Origin of the sequence: Flavobacterium sp. Arc2 (genome assembly GCF_041431385.1) — a bacterium.
Classification (GTDB): domain Bacteria; phylum Bacteroidota; class Bacteroidia; order Flavobacteriales; family Flavobacteriaceae; genus Flavobacterium.
Genome location: NZ_JASMRH010000004.1, coordinates 86,750 through 103,806 on the forward strand (window position 1 = coordinate 86,750; position 17,057 = coordinate 103,806).

General features: G+C 34.2%; 11 protein-coding genes. 6 read left to right on the forward strand and 5 right to left on the reverse strand.

What is annotated here, in order from left to right; all coding sequences use genetic code 11:
* Positions 1-33 precede the first annotated feature (33 nt).
* The 5 genes from QO182_RS03665 to QO182_RS03685 are packed head-to-tail and all read right to left on the reverse strand — an operon-like array spanning position 34 to position 7,513.
* Positions 34-2,388, reverse strand: a complete 2,355-nt coding sequence (locus QO182_RS03665) for a response regulator (protein ID WP_371559952.1) — start codon at positions 2,386-2,388, stop codon at positions 34-36.
* Between the two features lie 6 nt (positions 2,389-2,394).
* On the reverse strand, positions 2,395-2,820 hold the full coding sequence (locus QO182_RS03670; RefSeq protein WP_371541691.1) for a response regulator: 426 nt from the start codon (positions 2,818-2,820) through the stop codon (positions 2,395-2,397).
* Positions 2,821-2,845: 25 nt separating this feature from the next.
* Positions 2,846-3,256 (reverse strand): response regulator, encoded by a 411-nt coding sequence (locus QO182_RS03675; RefSeq protein WP_371541693.1) that lies wholly within the window; start codon positions 3,254-3,256, stop codon positions 2,846-2,848.
* A 3-nt stretch (positions 3,257-3,259) separates the two neighbouring features.
* Complete coding sequence (locus QO182_RS03680) at positions 3,260-3,988, reverse strand: ATP-binding protein (RefSeq protein WP_371559953.1); 729 nt, start codon at positions 3,986-3,988, stop codon at positions 3,260-3,262.
* A gap of 3 nt (positions 3,989-3,991) precedes the next feature.
* On the reverse strand, positions 3,992-7,513 hold the full coding sequence (locus tag QO182_RS03685; protein ID WP_371559954.1) for a PAS domain S-box protein: 3,522 nt from the start codon (positions 7,511-7,513) through the stop codon (positions 3,992-3,994).
* A gap of 572 nt (positions 7,514-8,085) precedes the next feature.
* Here QO182_RS03685 and ppsA point away from each other — a divergent pair.
* From ppsA to QO182_RS03715, 6 genes are all read left to right on the forward strand, one after another.
* Positions 8,086-10,500, forward strand: coding sequence for a phosphoenolpyruvate synthase (gene ppsA, locus QO182_RS03690; RefSeq protein ID WP_371559955.1), 2,415 nt, complete (start codon positions 8,086-8,088; stop codon positions 10,498-10,500).
* A 22-nt stretch (positions 10,501-10,522) separates the two neighbouring features.
* On the forward strand, positions 10,523-11,278 hold the full coding sequence (locus QO182_RS03695; RefSeq protein WP_371541765.1) for an SDR family oxidoreductase: 756 nt from the start codon (positions 10,523-10,525) through the stop codon (positions 11,276-11,278).
* A gap of 26 nt (positions 11,279-11,304) precedes the next feature.
* Entirely contained in the window at positions 11,305-12,819 is a 1,515-nt protein-coding gene (locus QO182_RS03700; RefSeq protein ID WP_371559956.1) for a trypsin-like peptidase domain-containing protein, read from the forward strand.
* Between the two features lie 113 nt (positions 12,820-12,932).
* Positions 12,933-13,187, forward strand: a complete 255-nt coding sequence (locus QO182_RS03705) for a zinc ribbon domain-containing protein (RefSeq protein WP_371541706.1) — start codon at positions 12,933-12,935, stop codon at positions 13,185-13,187.
* 10 nt (positions 13,188-13,197) lie between these two features.
* The gene (locus QO182_RS03710; protein WP_371541709.1) at positions 13,198-14,187 is read left to right on the forward strand and encodes an NAD(P)-dependent oxidoreductase; all 990 of its coding nucleotides are present in this window, start codon (positions 13,198-13,200) and stop codon (positions 14,185-14,187) included.
* 252 nt (positions 14,188-14,439) lie between these two features.
* Complete coding sequence (locus QO182_RS03715) at positions 14,440-17,007, forward strand: cation-translocating P-type ATPase (RefSeq protein WP_371559957.1); 2,568 nt, start codon at positions 14,440-14,442, stop codon at positions 17,005-17,007.
* Positions 17,008-17,057: the final 50 nt, after the last annotated feature.

Below are 17,057 nucleotides of genomic sequence, written 5' to 3' on the forward strand. Positions count from 1 at the left end.
TCTGGTCTATATCATTCTAGTCGCAAAATTAAACTATATTTTTGAAAAACCATGCAATGACTCCAATTCAGTAAAAACAGATTGGCAAATTTCATTAAGGCGGTTCACTTCTTCTTTTCTCTTTTTTCCATGTGGATTAGTATTAATCTCTTCCTCAATAATTTCAATACTTTGTATTGCTGAACTAATTCCTAACAAATTGATAGAAGATTTCAATTTATGTACTTCATTTTTTAGAACATTTAGCTCGTCTGCCTCGTTTGATTCTAGTATTATGTTTAATGAGATTGGCGAATTTTCCATAAATAGATGCACCATTTGTTCCATAAAATCAGTGTCTCCATCAGTAAATTCATTTAAATAGGTAAAATCAATTAAATTTTCAGTTTCAACTTTATCCAAAACTTTATCAGAAGAAACAGTATTGTTTTTTTTCATTAAGTTTTTATTTAATTTTTCTAATAACTCGTCAAAATGGAAAGGTTTTGATAAATAATCATTCATACCATTTTCTAAACAGCGCTTTTCTTCTTCTAATGTAGCATGTGCCGTCATCGCAATTATTGGTATATTTGATTTAGCTCCCATTTCAGTTCTAATATATTTCGCCAGTTCATTCCCATCCATTTCTGGCATTTGAATATCCATTAAAATAATATCATAATTGTTTTTTTCAATTTTATCAATGGCTATTTTACCGTTATTGGCAATTTCAATTTCTTTGTTCCATTTCTTAAAAACTTTTACGGCTAAAAGTTGGTTTAGTTCATTATCCTCAACCAATAGTACCCTAATATCTTTTAAGAAATCATAAGTCAGCTTTTTGCTTTCTACAATAGAGACATTAGCTATTCCTTTTTTATCTTTTGGGTATTGAATTAGGAATGAAAATTCACTTCCTTTTCCCATTTCACTTTTTACAACAATCGTCCCCCCTTGAAGTTCAATCAGTTTACGGGTTATCGTTAATCCTAACCCTGTGCCTCCAAATTTTCTGGACGTTTCATTAGAAGCTTGATTAAAACTTTCGAAAATCGAATCAATTTTGTCTTTTGGAATACCGATTCCTGTATCAGTGACTGTAAACTTTATAAAAGTATCTGTTTCAGATTCTCTTTCTTGCGAGACAACTAACTCAACATATCCTTTTTCAGTAAATTTCAAGGCATTGCCTAATAAATTAATTAAAATTTGGGACAATCTTGTGGGATCTCCAATCAACGAATTATTAATTTCGGGGTCAATTTCATGAAGTAATTTTACGTTCTTTTCTTCAGCAATTGTAGAAAGTAATTCTACAACACTTTTTATATTTTTTGATAAAGAAAATTGCACTTCTTCAATTATCATTTTATCAGCTTCAATTTTTGAAAAATCAAGGATGTCATTAATAATAACCATCAAGTTTTTTCCTGCCCTTTTTATCGCTTTTACACTTTGTTCCTGATCGCTATCTAAATTTGTTCCTTCCAGGATTCTTGCAAAACCTATAATACCATTCATTGGCGTACGGATTTCATGACTCATGTTAGTAAGAAACTGCTCTTTTATTCGTACCGATTGTTCTGCCAGTTCTTTTGCTTTTATAAGTTCCGTTTCAATATGTTTTTGATCGCTAACATCTTGAATGGTTCCTAAAATCTTTAAAGGCTGATTATATTCATCATTCAAGCACTTTATGTACTGATTAATGTATTTAACTTTCCCGTTTTTAGCTGTTAAACTATGACTGAACTTAACTTCTGAATTATTCTTTTCAACCAAGCTAAGTTTACCTTCAAAGAGTTTAATATCCTCTGAATTAATTAAACGAGATTTTAAAAGAGCTAACGAAGGAGTACTGTCTTTCTCTATTTCAAAAATGCTATAAAATTGTTCTGAGAAAAAAACTTTCTCATCTACTAGATTTAATTCCCAACTTCCAATTTTGGCCAGTTTTTGAGCCTCTGAAAGTCTATTCGAATTAATTTTTAACTCTAATTCTGTTTTCTTTCTTTGTTCAAGGCTTTCGTGAAGTTTAAGTGCGTTTCTTATACTTTGCGAAACACCATCAGGAGTCAATAATGATTTTGGTATGTAATCTGATGCGCCTCCCAAAATAGCCTGACTGGCAATTTTTTCATCTCCTTGTGAGGTGACAAAAATTACCGGTGTCGCTATTCCTAGACCCTTCAATATTTTGAGAAATGAAATCCCATCACTGTCTGGCATCAGGTAATCCAAAAAAATCAAGTCATAACTGAATGATTTAATCTTTTCGATTCCATCTTTGGCAGAAAAAGCACTTTCCACATTGGCTAAGATGCCAGAATGCGAAATAGAACGAATTATAGTAATCAAATCAACCTTGTCATCGTCGATTACTAATATATTTAAGGCTACAGCCATATTATTTTATTTTTTTTCACTTGAATACTCAATAATATTCCAATAATTATATAGGATTGAAAAAAAATCAATCATTTCATCGTTACCAATTGGTTTATGTAGGTAACCTGCGATATTTAAATCTAAAGCATCGATTCTATTTTTTTCATTATCAAAACTCGTAATTACAAATATTAATATTGATTTTAAATCGGAGTGGTTTCTTATCTTATTAATTAAAGCGATACCATTAACCCCTTCCTGATTAATATCAATCAAAATAATTTTTGGTATGGGAGAAATTTTATGATCCCCCTGAAGCTTATTCCATGCCTCCAAATCATTTTCAGCAAAATGTAAAACGGTCTCAAGACCTAGAGTTAAAAGCGCTTTTTTTGCGTTTTCAACATAAACCTTACAATTATCTACTAACAAGATGTTTGAGTTGATCATAATTCACGATTATTGCTATTCTATGTTACATTTCACACAAAGACCAAAAGTCTTTTAGCGTGGCAACTGATTCAATAAATTTTTCAAAAGATAATGGTTTTAAAATATACCCAGCAACATTAAGGTTATAGGCATTGATTTTATCACTATCCTCGTTTGAAGTAGTCATTACAAATACAGAGATATTTTTAAGATTATCATCTACTCTCAATTCTGTAAGGAATTCTATGCCATTCATCTTAGGCATATTAATATCTAATATGATAATTCGCGGTAAGGGAACAATAGAGTTACGTAACATTTCCAGTGCCTCAACACCATTTCCAGCTACAAAGAGGTCATTCTTGATATCATTTTTTGAGAATGCTCTTTTTACATTCATTACGTCTACCTCATCATCTTCGACCAATAAAATATTTACCAATTTCTGCATCATAATTTAATTATTTATTGTTATTGTTTTAGGCCAATTAAACTTAAAAACGGAACCTCCATTTAATCCAGGAGTATATTGTATTGTTCCTCCTACCATTTTCAATATTTTATCACATATTGCTAAACCCGCTCCAGTTGAGTCGACAACATCCTTAGAACTAACAGTATAGAAAATAGAAAATATCTTACTTTTTACCTCTTCTGGAATACCAGGTCCATCGTCGCTGATTGTAATTTCAAAATCCATTTCATTTTCACTTACTTCAATAGACACATTCTTTTTTTCTTTGTCATTAAATTGAATGGCATTATGGAGTAAACTGTAAATTACTTTTTCTAATTTTTTTCCTAAAGTAATGCATTTTTCATCAATTAAATTATAACTAATATGAAATTCTAGGTTTGTTTTATCACCCAGCATTTCAATACAGTCATTTACTAATTTTGGAATACTTACTTCAAATAGCTCCATTTTTGTTCTATTAACATGTGAGAGCTCTAACAAAGCATTCATCATGTTTTCCAGACGCCCCACTCTATTTTTTAATAGACTAAAATTATCTAAAATATCCTGATCTACATTTGCGCCTAAATCATCTTCAATCCAAGTAGCTATGTTTACAATAGCTCTCATTGGTGTTTTTATATCGTGAGAAACAATGTAAACAAAATCTTCATATTCCTTCTTGAGGGCTTTTAATTCCTCTTGACATTTTTCTTGCGATTCAATCATTTTCTATTTTTTAGGAATTGTAAAGATAAAACTTGCGCCTTTATCTTCTTCTGATTCAATACGAATAGTTCCTCCCATTTCTTCAATTATTTTTTGTACAATTGACAACCCAACACCTGTACTTTCTTTTTTATCTCGAGCTTCAATAGTTTGAAAAACTTTAAATACTTTTTCATGGTATTTTTCAGCTATTCCTGGGCCGTTATCTTTTATGGTAAATTGGTAAAAGTTAGGTAATGATTCATATTGACACTCTATTTTTCCTATTGGTTTGTCATTATACTTTACTGCATTACTAATTAGGTTAGCGAATATCTGCTCAAATAGTATTCTTGCAATTTTTATTTCAGGAATAGTATCTGCAATATAAACTTCATATCCTTCAGTAGGAACAACCGTTTCAACAATCTGATGTAGCATTTTTTTCAAGTCCGTCATCTGCCCTTCAATTGACGTTTTACCAATACGGGAATAATCTAAAACTCCATTAATTAAATTCTCCATACGCATAATACGACCTCGTAACAATCCAAAATTAGCACTTACGTCAGCCGGCATCTCAGGCATATCTTCCATAATCCACTCCGAAAGATTATTAATAGCTCTAAGAGGAGCCTTAAGGTCATGTGAAACGACATAAGCAAACTGATCTAATTCTTTATTCTTTTTTTCAAGATCTGTTAATGCATTGTTTAAATTTTTCTGCGCTTGTTTTTGTTCTGTAATATCAGAACTTATCGCAATATATTGATAGGGCTTTCCTTCACTGTTTAAAAAAGGAACAATTGTTGAATGGACCCAATACCACGATCCGTCTTTGGCGACATTCATAATCTCACCCTTCCAAATACGCCCATTACCAATAGTTGTCCATATATTTTTAATGAACCTATTTAATTTGTAATGTGGATTATCCAGATAATGATAGTAACCTAGAAGTTCTTCTTTTGGATATTTAGAAATGGAACAAAATTTATCGTTCACAAAAGTAATAATACCTTGATGATCTGTAATTGTTACTATCGAAGATTCATCTAAAGCTGACCTGACATCATTTATTTCTTTAGCTTTCTCGATTATAATTTGTTCGGCGAGTGTTTTCTCGGTAATATCCTGGACCGTACCTTGAATACTAACAACTTCTCCCTCCTCATTTTTATATGCTTTTCCTATTCCAATCAGATATTTAAAACTACCGTCAGGCAGCAAAAATCTGTGATTGTAATGCAAATTATCTCCAGTTTTTAATGTATGTGCAATAATATCATCCAAAGCCGCTAAGTCATCTGGATGAATTCGATCTCTATATGCACTAAAAAGTTGATCAGAAGGTAATTCTTCTAAACCAAAAATTTGATAATGCCCTTTAGACCATGTTAAATCATTGGTGATTAAATCAAGTTTCCAACTTCCAATCTTAGCTATACTTTGAGATTCGTCTAATAGTTTGTTACTGTTAATTAAATTTAACTCTGCTTCTCTTTCCTTTGTAATATCTTGGATTGTCCCCTGCATTCCTATTATTTCCCCTTTTTTATTCCTATAGGGTTGGCCTATTTCTAAAATTTGTTTTACTCTATTATCTGGAAATAATACTCTGTAACTAATTTTAAAATCATTCCCTGTTTCCATCATAATTTTATCAGACTCTTCAAGTACTGATAAATCATCTGGATGGATTCTTGATTTAGAAATAGCGTTGAGCTGATTTGGAGGTAATTCCTCTAGCTCAAAAATTTGATAATGTCCTTTTGACCAGTACAAATCGTTTGTAACTAAATCATATTTCCAACTTCCAATTTTAGCAATGGTTTGTGATTCGTCTAATAGTTTATTGGCATCTATTAAATTCTGTTCGGCAGTTTTTTCATCAGTAACATCCTGAATCATCCCTTGCATTCCCACTACTTCACCCCTTCTATTTTTATAAGGTTGGCCTATTTCTACAATTTGCTTTATTCTACCATCGGGTAAGACTATTCGATAGTTAATTTTAAAATTATCACCAGTCTTAACGACAATGTCACTTAACTCATCTAAAATTATCAGATCCTCGGGATGAATGCGACTGCGATACGCATCGTTAAGTTCATTTTTAGGTAAATGAGGAAGCTCAAAAATAGCATAATGCCCTTCTGACCAAACCAAATTATTTGTTGCGATATCATATTTCCAACTTCCTATTTTCGCTATCCGTTGGGATTCATCTAATAACATGTTACTGTTAAGTAAGTTATGCTCTGCTTCTTTTTCCTTTGAGACGTCCTTGGCTATTCCTAAGTAGCCCGTTATTTCCCCTAAGCTATTTCTTATGTCTGTAACTGATAATTGTACTGGAAAAGCACTACCATCTTTACTTAAATAAGTCCAATCCTGAGTATCTGCAATTCCAAATTTTAAAGCTTTAGTAAAAAACACTTCAAATCCTGGTTCAATAAATTCACCAAATTCCTCACTTAATTCCTGGGAACGTTGTACAACCTCATTTACCATATGAAAAAGAGTTACTGATTCTTTTCCTACAACTTCCTCTGCTTGATAACCTAGTAAATTTTCAGCTCCCTTATTAAATTGCTTCACCGTCCCGTGAAGGTCGGTTGCTATTATTGACAATTCAGAGGAATTAAGTATCGCCTTTAATTCATTTTTAGTTTGTACTACAATTTCTTGCTGCTTTCTATCAAAAGTAATATCTCTTGCAGTGCAATATAGATTACCTGTTTTAGGGTCAGGTGATGTATTCCAACTTAACAAAACATACGCTCCATTTTTACATAGGTAACGATTTTCAAAACTAATCGTTTTGTGTCCAAGTGCGAGTTTTTCTATTTGTTTATAAGTTTTATCTAAATCATCGGGATGAATATAATCTAGAAATGACCCTCCTTCTAATTCCTCTTTAGCATATCCCAGAACAGTTGTAAAAGCTGGATTAACTTTTTGAAATGTACCATTTACATTAGCAATACAAAGTAAATCTTTTGAGAGTTCAATAAAATTTTTAAATTCTAGTTGAGTGGTTTTAAGATCTACATTCTTTTTTCGCAGATCCAATAATAAAATCACTTGATTCGCCAACAATTTTAAAGCACTTTTCTGTTCTTTAGAAAGTATCCTTGGCTTCGTATCAATAACGCAAAGTGAGCCCAAATTAAATCCATTAGCATCATGCAGTGGAGCACCTGCATAAAACCGAATATCAGGGTATCCTGTTACCAAGGGATTATTAGTGAAAATCTCATTTTCTTCTGCATTATTAACTTCATAGACATCCTCTCCCATAATTGTATATTGGCAAAAGGAGATATCTCGTGGAGTTTCAGTAACCCCTACCCCTATACTTGATTTAAACCATTGTCGATTCTCGTCTAATAAAGTTATTAACGCTATTGGAGTACCACAAATGTAAGAAGCTAACTGTGTAATGGAATCATACTCCTCTTCAGGTAAAGAATCCAAAATCGAATAACTTTCAAGGGCCTTGATTCTTTCTGATTCATTTAATGGCAATATAGGTTTTTTCATTATTTTGATGGGGGTATTCATTTGAGGTTAATCGTTTAAAAAAGCACCTTTTTTGCACTTATTTACAATGCTTTCTTTACAAAAAGCATACTCACGATATCTTACAAAAATAAAATAATAATTTAATTAAACTCTTTTTTAACTGTTAATTATAGTACTATACGATGCGCCTTATAGCACTATCTTACTATCGTAATTACAAAAAAACTAGTGATAACTCTAAAATTTAACAGAAACAATGCTCTGCTTTATTAAAATTAAAAAAAGATAACGCTCACAAAACAAAAACGCAAACCACTGTTAACTAATTAATTAAATTTAAATAATTTTAAAATAAACATACTTTCTGTGCCTAAAATATTTTTTTTTGATTAAATTAGTAGTACACTAAAATATTAGTATGAGAGCACACCTACATTGCTCTCTCTTTAGTTCCCAAATCGTACTTGTAATTCTCAAAATGAGTTTAAAAATCATTTTGAGGTTTCGAATAATAGAATCCTACTATTACTATTTTTCAATTGCATTTATGAAACATAGACAGTCGTCTGTTAAAAAGAAAATATAAAAAAATGGAAAATTATAAATACATCTTGTTTTTTAACCAAATTGACATTAATGCAATAGATCTGGTTGGTGGTAAAAATGCCTCACTTGGTGAACTATATACGCAATTGAATCCTATTGGTGTCAATGTTCCTAATGGATTTGCTGTTACCGCAAAAGGGTATCGTCTGTTTCGAAAGCAAAACAATTTAGAAAAATCATTGGCTACTGTATTGAATCTATTAGACACAAAACAGTACACTAACCTGTCTGAAATTGGCGAAAAAGCAAGAGCATTAATTCTATCAGCAACTATTCCTGACGAAATACGTACGGAAATTAGTACTGCGTACCAATCGCTAAGCAAACAAAGCGAGACAAAGAATCTTGGGGTAGCCGTTCGAAGTAGTGCTACAGCAGAAGATTTGCCATCTGCAAGTTTTGCCGGACAAATGGAGTCTTTCCTTAATATTAACGGTGAAAATCAATTAATTGACGCAGTACATCGCTGTTATGTATCTCTATTTACAGATCGTGCTATCAAGTACCGCAATGATATGGGTTTTACAAATCTAGACATCGCAATCTCTGTAGGTGTGCAACAAATGGTACGAAGCGATAAAGCGGCTTCGGGTGTTGCTTTTACTATCGATCCTGACAGCGGTTTTCATAACACAATAATCATTAACGGTAGTTGGGGTCTTGGCGAGAATATTGTCCAAGGTACCATAACACCAGATGAATGGATGGTATTTAAGCCCACTTTAGAAAATTCAAAACTAAATCCCATTCTAAAAAGGCATTGCGGCCGAAAAGAATTTACGATGATTTATGCCGAAAGCAGCGAAGAAACCTCATCTCAACATACCATCATAAATACCCCTACAACTGTAGAAAAACAAAATCAGTTTTCCTTAAGTGACAAAGAGGTCATCCAACTTGCACACTGGTGTTATACAATTGAAAAACATTATAAAAAACCCATGGACATCGAATGGGCAAAAGATGGACTAAATAATCAGCTCTATATTGTTCAAGCCCGTCCTGAAACGATTTACGGGAAAGATATAAAACAAGTCAGAGAGATTTATAAACTCACAGAAAAAGGTAACCTTATTACAAAAGGTATAGCATTGGGCGATAAAATAGCTACAGGAAAAGCACGCATACTCAATAGCCCAGAGGAAGGGAATCAATTATTAGAAGGAGAAATTCTCGTTACTGATTTAACGAATCCCGATTGGGATCCAATTATGAAAAAGGCAGCCGCCATTATTACTAACAAAGGGGGACGTACCAGTCATGCTGCTATTGTAGCACGCGAACTGGGCGTAGTTGCTGTAGTAGGTTGTGGAGATGCCACTACAGTAATAAAAAACGGACAGCAAATTACCGTATCCTGCGCTGAAGGTAAAGATGGGAATGTTTATGATGGGAAATTAAAATGGGAAATAACAGAACATGACTTCAGTCAATTATCCATGCCAGAAACTGATCCTATGTTCATTCTTGCAGATCCTGATAAGGCGTTTGAATTGAGCAACTATCCCAATAAAGGCGTTGGTTTGATGCGATTGGAATTTGTCATTTCTAATAGCATTAAGATTCATCCGCTTGCACTTCTTGAACCCGATAAAATAACTGATAAAGCGGTAATTAATCAAATATCTGAATTAACTAAAGGATATAAAGACGGTAAAACTTATTTCATTGACAAACTAGCGGAAGCTGTTTCAATAGTCGCAGCCGCTTTTTATCCAAAAGATGTAATTGTGAGAATGAGTGATTTTAAAAGCAATGAATACGCCAATCTAATTGGCGGAAAATACTTTGAACCTCATGAAGAAAATCCGATGATCGGTTTTCGAGGGGCTTCCCGTTATTACAGCGATTTTTATAGAAATGGCTTTGCCTTAGAATGTGAAGCTATGAAAAAAGTACGAAACGAAATGGGATTTCACAATGTAAAATTAATGATTCCTTTTTGTAGAACTATCGAAGAAGGCCAAAAAGTACTTGCAGAGATGGCTACCAATAAATTAGTGAAAGGCGAAAATGGTCTTGAGGTATACGTTATGATAGAAATACCAAGCAATGTGATATTAGCAGATGAATTTGCCCAACTTTTTGACGGGTTTTCTATTGGTTCCAATGATTTAACTCAACTCACCCTTGGCCTAGACCGTGATTCTGCATTAATTAGTTATTTGTTTAGCGAACAAAATCCAGCAGTAAAAGCTTTAATTAGGGAAACAATACATGCCGCCAAAAGAAATAAAATAAAAGTAGGATTGTGTGGTCAGGCACCTAGTGATATTTCAGAATTTGCACAGTTTCTAGTGGAGGAAGGAATCGATAGCATTTCATTTAATCCTGATGCCATTATCAAAGGCATTGAAAATATTTTGGCAACCGAAATTAAAAACACAGTACGGCTATGAATAATTTTTAAATAAATCAATTATGGAAACTGAATTCAAAAATAAAGTGGCAATCGTGACCGGTGGTTCATTCGGTATTGGAAGGGCAACCGCTCTGGCTTTTGCCAAAAAAGGAGCAAAAGTCGTTGTGGTGGATTGGAAAGAAAATACCGAAACAATTGACCTCATCAAAAAATCGGGAGGAGAAGTCCTATTCGTTAAATGTGATGTGTCAAAATCTTCAGATGTAAAAGCGATGATAGCCACAACAATTGCCACTTTCGGACGATTGGATTACGCTTTTAATAATGCAGGAATTGAGGGCGAATCTGCTCCTGTCCAAGAGTGTTCAGAAGAGAATTGGGACAAAACGATTGGGGTTAATCTAAAAGGAATTTGGCTTTGCATGAAATATGAAATTCACGAGATGCTAAAAAAGAGTAAAGGAGTGATTATCAACTGTTCCTCAGTAGCTGGATTGGTTGGTTTTGCAGGTTTACCAGCTTATGTAGCGTCAAAACATGGTGTTATAGGCTTAACTAAAACTGCAGCTTTAGAATATGCAAAAGATGGAATTAGAGTAAATGCAGTTTGTCCAGGTGTAATAAAAACGGCTATGATGGACCGCTTAACTGGAGAGAAAAAAGAGGTCGAGGAAGAATTTATTAGTTTAGAACCTATGGCCCGCATGGGAAAACCTGAAGAAATTGCAAATACTGTATTATGGATGTGTTCTGATGAAGCTTCATTTGTGACTGGACATGCTATGGCTGTAGATGGTGGCTTTGTCGCTCAGTAACTAATTTTTTAAAATCGATTTTAATCATGACTACATCTAGCAAAATGAATTTGAAAACTAACAGATTTTATCTGTTTATGATCTTTCTGATCTTTCAAGGATGTCAGGCCCAAAATAAAGAAAACGAAAAAGGTACTGAAACGATTCCGAATTCAGCAACTGGCATTACCGCTAAAATATCTTACACTGGGATTGTAGATTTTAGATATGCTGCAAAAATAGCCACCCCCACCGTAGTCAATATTAAGAGTCTCTTTAAATCTAAAGTACCACAAAATCAAAATGGTGATGAAAACGAGTTTTATAATTTGCCTGACCCTCTAAAAGAGTTTTTTCAAAGCGATCCTTTTTTAAGACAATTTAAATTTCAGACCCCTAATTCGTCCGAATATAATTCGATGCCACGAGTGGGAAGTGCTTCAGGAGTACTATTGACCGCTGACGGATATATAGTAACCAACAATCATGTGGTAAAAGGTGCTGACGAAATTAATATCACCTTGTTTGATGGACGTACTTATACCGCTAAAATAGTGGGCACTGATCCCCTTACTGATTTAGCACTCCTTAAAATCGATGAAAAAAATCTCTCCTTTATATTATTTGGCGATAGCGATGTAATAGAGATTGGAGAATGGGTCGTTGCTGTTGGAAACCCATTTAATCTGGCATCTACGGTCACAGCTGGAATTGTAAGTGCCAAAGCGCGAAATATCAACATATTACAAGATCAAGGAGCCATTGAATCCTTTATACAGACTGATGCAGCAGTTAACCCCGGAAATAGCGGTGGAGCATTGGTAACATTAGAAGGGAAACTGATTGGAATAAATACAGCCATAGCAACACCTACAGGAGTTTATGCAGGATATGCTTTTGCTATTCCTGTGGACATTGTAAAAAAAGTCACCAATGACCTAATGAAGTACGGCGTTGTTCAAAGAGCTGTTCTGGGAATCAGCATCAGAGATTTAAACAGTGAACTTGCCAAAACGATCAACATTAACCGTGCTAATGGTGTATATGTAGATGCGGTAATGGACAATGGAGCCGCAAAACAGGCTGGAATCCGAGCCAAAGATGTAATTGTCAGTATTGATAATATCGAAACGATTACGTCCTCAAAATTACAAGAGATTATCTCGCGTAAACGTCCAGGAGATATGGTTAGCATTATGGTAATCAGAAATGGCAAAGACAAAAAAGAACTTACCGTAATACTAAAGAAATATACTCCCGTACCCATTGTTCTAAGTGCCGATTTATTGAAAGAATTAGGTGTCGAACTACAAGAAATCAGCGCAGACGACAAAACCAAATATAATGTTAGAAATGGACTAAAGGTCAAGAAATTATATGATGGAAATTTAAAAGAGTATACAAACATTCGAGAAGGTTTTGTGATTACCGCTGTCAATAAAATACCCGTTACTACTGTAAAATCTTTCATTGAAGTGTTACAGAACCACCAAGGAGATATAATGATTCAAGGAAAATACACTGGGGACCCTACTTTCTATTATTATGTATTTGGGATGTAAAAAATTAACAAATGATAGTGTATTAGTATATTGAAAGCCATTGAAAAAAAAATCCTTGTAACGGATTAAACTAGATTAAAAACATATCAATTGAACTCTTAAAATCAGAAATTATGGAACCAAAAATATTATGTCAAAGTTGTGGAATTCCACTTGACAAAGAAAGTTTAAAAGGAACCGAAGCAAACGGTTTAAAAACGGATAACTATTGTAAATTTTGTTACGATGCAGGTTCATTTGTAAAGCCAAATATGACGTTCGGCGATATGAAGGAAACGGTAGAAACCCAAATGAAGAAATTGAAACTGTCTGAACATGCTATACAAGATACTATAAACATTCTACCCACTTTAAACCGTTGGAAATAAAAAACACATCATGAAAATTTTAATGTACAGCATATACGAATTCGACAAACCATTTATTGAGAATGCCACACACGGGAAATTAGAAATAGAATATACCAACCAACCTTTAAATGAAAATACTGCGAAACTAGCAGAAGGTTATGAGGGTATTTCTCTATTTACACCTGATAATGCCTCTGATACCGTACTTGAAAAATTATATTTCTACGGTGTTAGATATATTGCCTTACGCTCTGTAGGCCATGATTACATTGATTTAAAAAAAGCCCGAGCTTTAGGAATCAAAGTAACCAATATAACAGCATATTCTCCTTACTCAGTAGCGGAGCATGCGGTAACATTATTACTAGCGTTAAACAGGAAAATTATTCTGGGTCAAAAACTCATGCAAATGGGTGACTACCGTCTTGATCATTTAGTTGGTTTTGATTTGCATGGTAAAACGATTGGGATTATTGGAACTGGAAGAATAGGTACTGCTTTCGCAAAAATAATGCTTGGTTTTGGTTGCCAAATTTTGGCCTACGACTCACATAAAAATGAGGAATTACTCCAGCAAACAGCTGTCACTTATACCACACTCGAAAATCTTTGTGCAACTTCAGATGTGATTTCTGTTCATTGTGCACTTAATCATGAAACAAAATACATGTTCAACAAAAGCAGCTTTAACCTGATGAAAAAAGGAGTTATCTTTATTAATACTGCAAGAGGAACTATCGTGAACACGGAGGATTTAATAGATGCAATTAAAATTGGACATATTGGCGCAGCAGGTTTAGATGTTTATGAAAATGAAAACACAATCTTCTTTGGTAACCACATTAATAAAAAAATTGAGGATCATATGTACATTATACTTCGCTCCTTCCCTAATGTTTTAATTACAGGACATCAAGGTTTTTTGACCAAAGAAGCATTAGAGAAAATTGCGCACGACATCATTGCTAATTTTAATGCTTGGGCATACAATGGCGTCTCTCAAAACGAGATCTATTGATTTGTTTAGAATAAAAAAAAACTTCGAAAAATAAAACATATACACTTAATAAACAATAACTTAATGTCAAAATTTATTTTTCCCTCCGAAAGAAGTAAATCTCCATTTTGTAAAAATTTACTTTTAGAATTTTGAATTCTTTATCTACTTACTAATATAAATATCTTTAAATAATTACCTTTTTGGGTTTAATTAATCCTTATCTTGATTGAAATTTAAAAACGAAAGAACGGTTAATTAAAATAAAGTCAGATGAATATGAATTGGCATTTACTTTCTCTTTCTGAAGTGTCCGAAAAGTTGGAGACATCCGCAACAGGCCTAGATGAAAAAAATGTTAAAGACTGCCAGGCCAAGTATGGTAAAAATAAGATTGACTTTAAAAACAAGAACTCTGTTTTACGGATGATACTTCATCAATTGTCCAATTTTATGATTCTGATTCTTATCCTAGCGGCAATTGTCTCAGGTATAATGGGTGACTTAACTGATACTGTTATTATTCTTATCATCATTATTGTCAATGCCGTAATCGGTTTTGTGCAAGAATACCGAGCTGAAAAGGCGATGGAAGCGCTTAAGAATATAATTCCTGAAGAAACAAGGGTAATTAGGGCGGGAAATACTATAAACATTGCTTCTACTGAGATAGTTCCCGGTGATTTGGTTTTGCTTGAAGCCGGAAACAGGATTCCAGCTGATGTTCGTTTTATTGAAACCCACCAATTAAAAGTAGATGAATCAACGCTTACGGGCGAATCAAATACCATTGATAAAATGGCCGAAAAACTGCCTGACGGTGACTACTCCATTGGGGAGCGCAGCAATTTAGGCTTTAAAGGTACTTTTATCACAAAAGGACATGGCAGCGCCTACGTTACGACAATTGGTATGGAGACAGAACTTGGTCACATTGCCCAGATGATTCAAGTAAATGAATCACAAACTCCACTGCAAATACGGTTAGCAGCATTTGGCAAGCGGTTGTCCATAGTAATCTTAATAATTTGCACCTTGATTTTTATGATAGGCTGGTTTAATGGCGAAAATATATTAACCATGCTATTAACATCTATCTCTCTTGCTGTGGCTGCCATTCCAGAAGCCTTACCAGCTCTTGTTACAATTGCACTTGCCTTTGGTGCCAAACGACTTGCAAAAAATAATGCTTTGATAAGAAAACTTCCAGCCGTGGAAACACTAGGGTCGGTGACGTACATCTGCACTGATAAAACAGGAACGCTGACTAAGAATCAAATGACCGTTGAGCAAGTTTATGTGACTCCCAATGTAAAAACGGAAACTCTGTTTGTTGAAAACACTGCCTTACTCACTGCAATGGTATTAAATAGTGATGTCTCAGAAAAAGAAGACGGAAGTTGGCATGGCGATTCAACGGAGATCGCTTTAGTACAATATGCATTAAGTAAAAACAGGAATAAAAAGGACTTGGAAAAAGAATTTCCAAGAGTGGCAGAATTTCCATTCGATTCTTCAAGAAAATGCATGACAACGCTACATCAAACAGAAAAAGGAATACTCGTTATCACTAAAGGGGCTGTCGATGTACTGTTAAATAAAATCGCTAACGAACAAGAACCGCTTATTTCTGAGTTTGATCAAAAAGCAAATGAAGGCTATCGCGTTATTGGCTATGCCATAAAAGAAATGAAAAACTTGCCAGAAACTTTAAATATAGATGAAATAGAATCATCATTAACCTTTATAGGATTTGCAGGAATGATTGATCCGCCTAGAAGTGAAGCAAAGAACGCAGTTTCAGAATGCAGACAAGCTGGAATTATCCCAGTAATGATTACTGGCGATCACAAACTCACCGCAAAAGCCATTGCAAAGCAGCTGGGTATTATCACCTCAGAAGAAGATATTATATTGAGCGGAACAAAACTGGCAACGCTATCAGAAGAAGAGTTTTCAGATATGGTTGAACATGTTCGTGTTTATGCTCGTGTGAACCCAAAGCAAAAATTAAAAATCATTAAAGCACTACAAGCAAAAGACCAATTTGTAGCGATGACCGGTGACGGAGTAAATGATGCACCTGCCCTAAAAAGCGCAAATATTGGGATTGCTATGGGAATCAATGGAACAGCCATTACCAAAGAGGCAGCTGATATGGTTTTACTTGATGATAATTTTGCTACCGTTATGATTGCCGTAAAGCATGGTCGAGTTATATTTGATAATATTTTAAAATTTATAAAGTACATTATGACGGGGAATTTTGGAGAAATCTGCGCGATTTTCCTTGCCCCTTTCTTTGGCTTACCCCTTCCTCTACTCGCCATTCATATTTTATGGATTAATCTTGTAACGGACGGGCTACCAGGTTTGGCATTGGCTTCTGAACCAGCGGGAGATAGTATAATGAGCCGCCACCCAAGAGATCCAATGCAAAATATTTTTGCAGGAAAGATGGCATTACACATACTAAGTGTTGGCCTGCTAATGGGCTTGGTAACTCTGGGAATTCAATACTGGGCAATACAAGCAAACATTCAACACTGGCAAACCATTGCTTTTACGGTTCTTTGTTTTAGTCAGATGGGACATATTATGGCAATTCGTTCAGGACGCGAATCTCTATTTAAAATTGGAGTTTTTTCGAATAAACCTCTTTTAGCGGCACTGCTGCTAACTGTTTTACTCCAAATGATGATTATCTACGTTCCTTTCTTTAATATGGTTTTCAAAACACAACCGTTGTCGTGGTACGAGTTACTAATAACATTACTAGCATCAAGTATCGTTTTTTGGGCCGTAGAAATAGGGAAATGGATCATTAGAAGTAGTAAATAAATGTAATACGAGCATACCCCTTAGGTTTAAGATCGAGACAAAAAAACTTG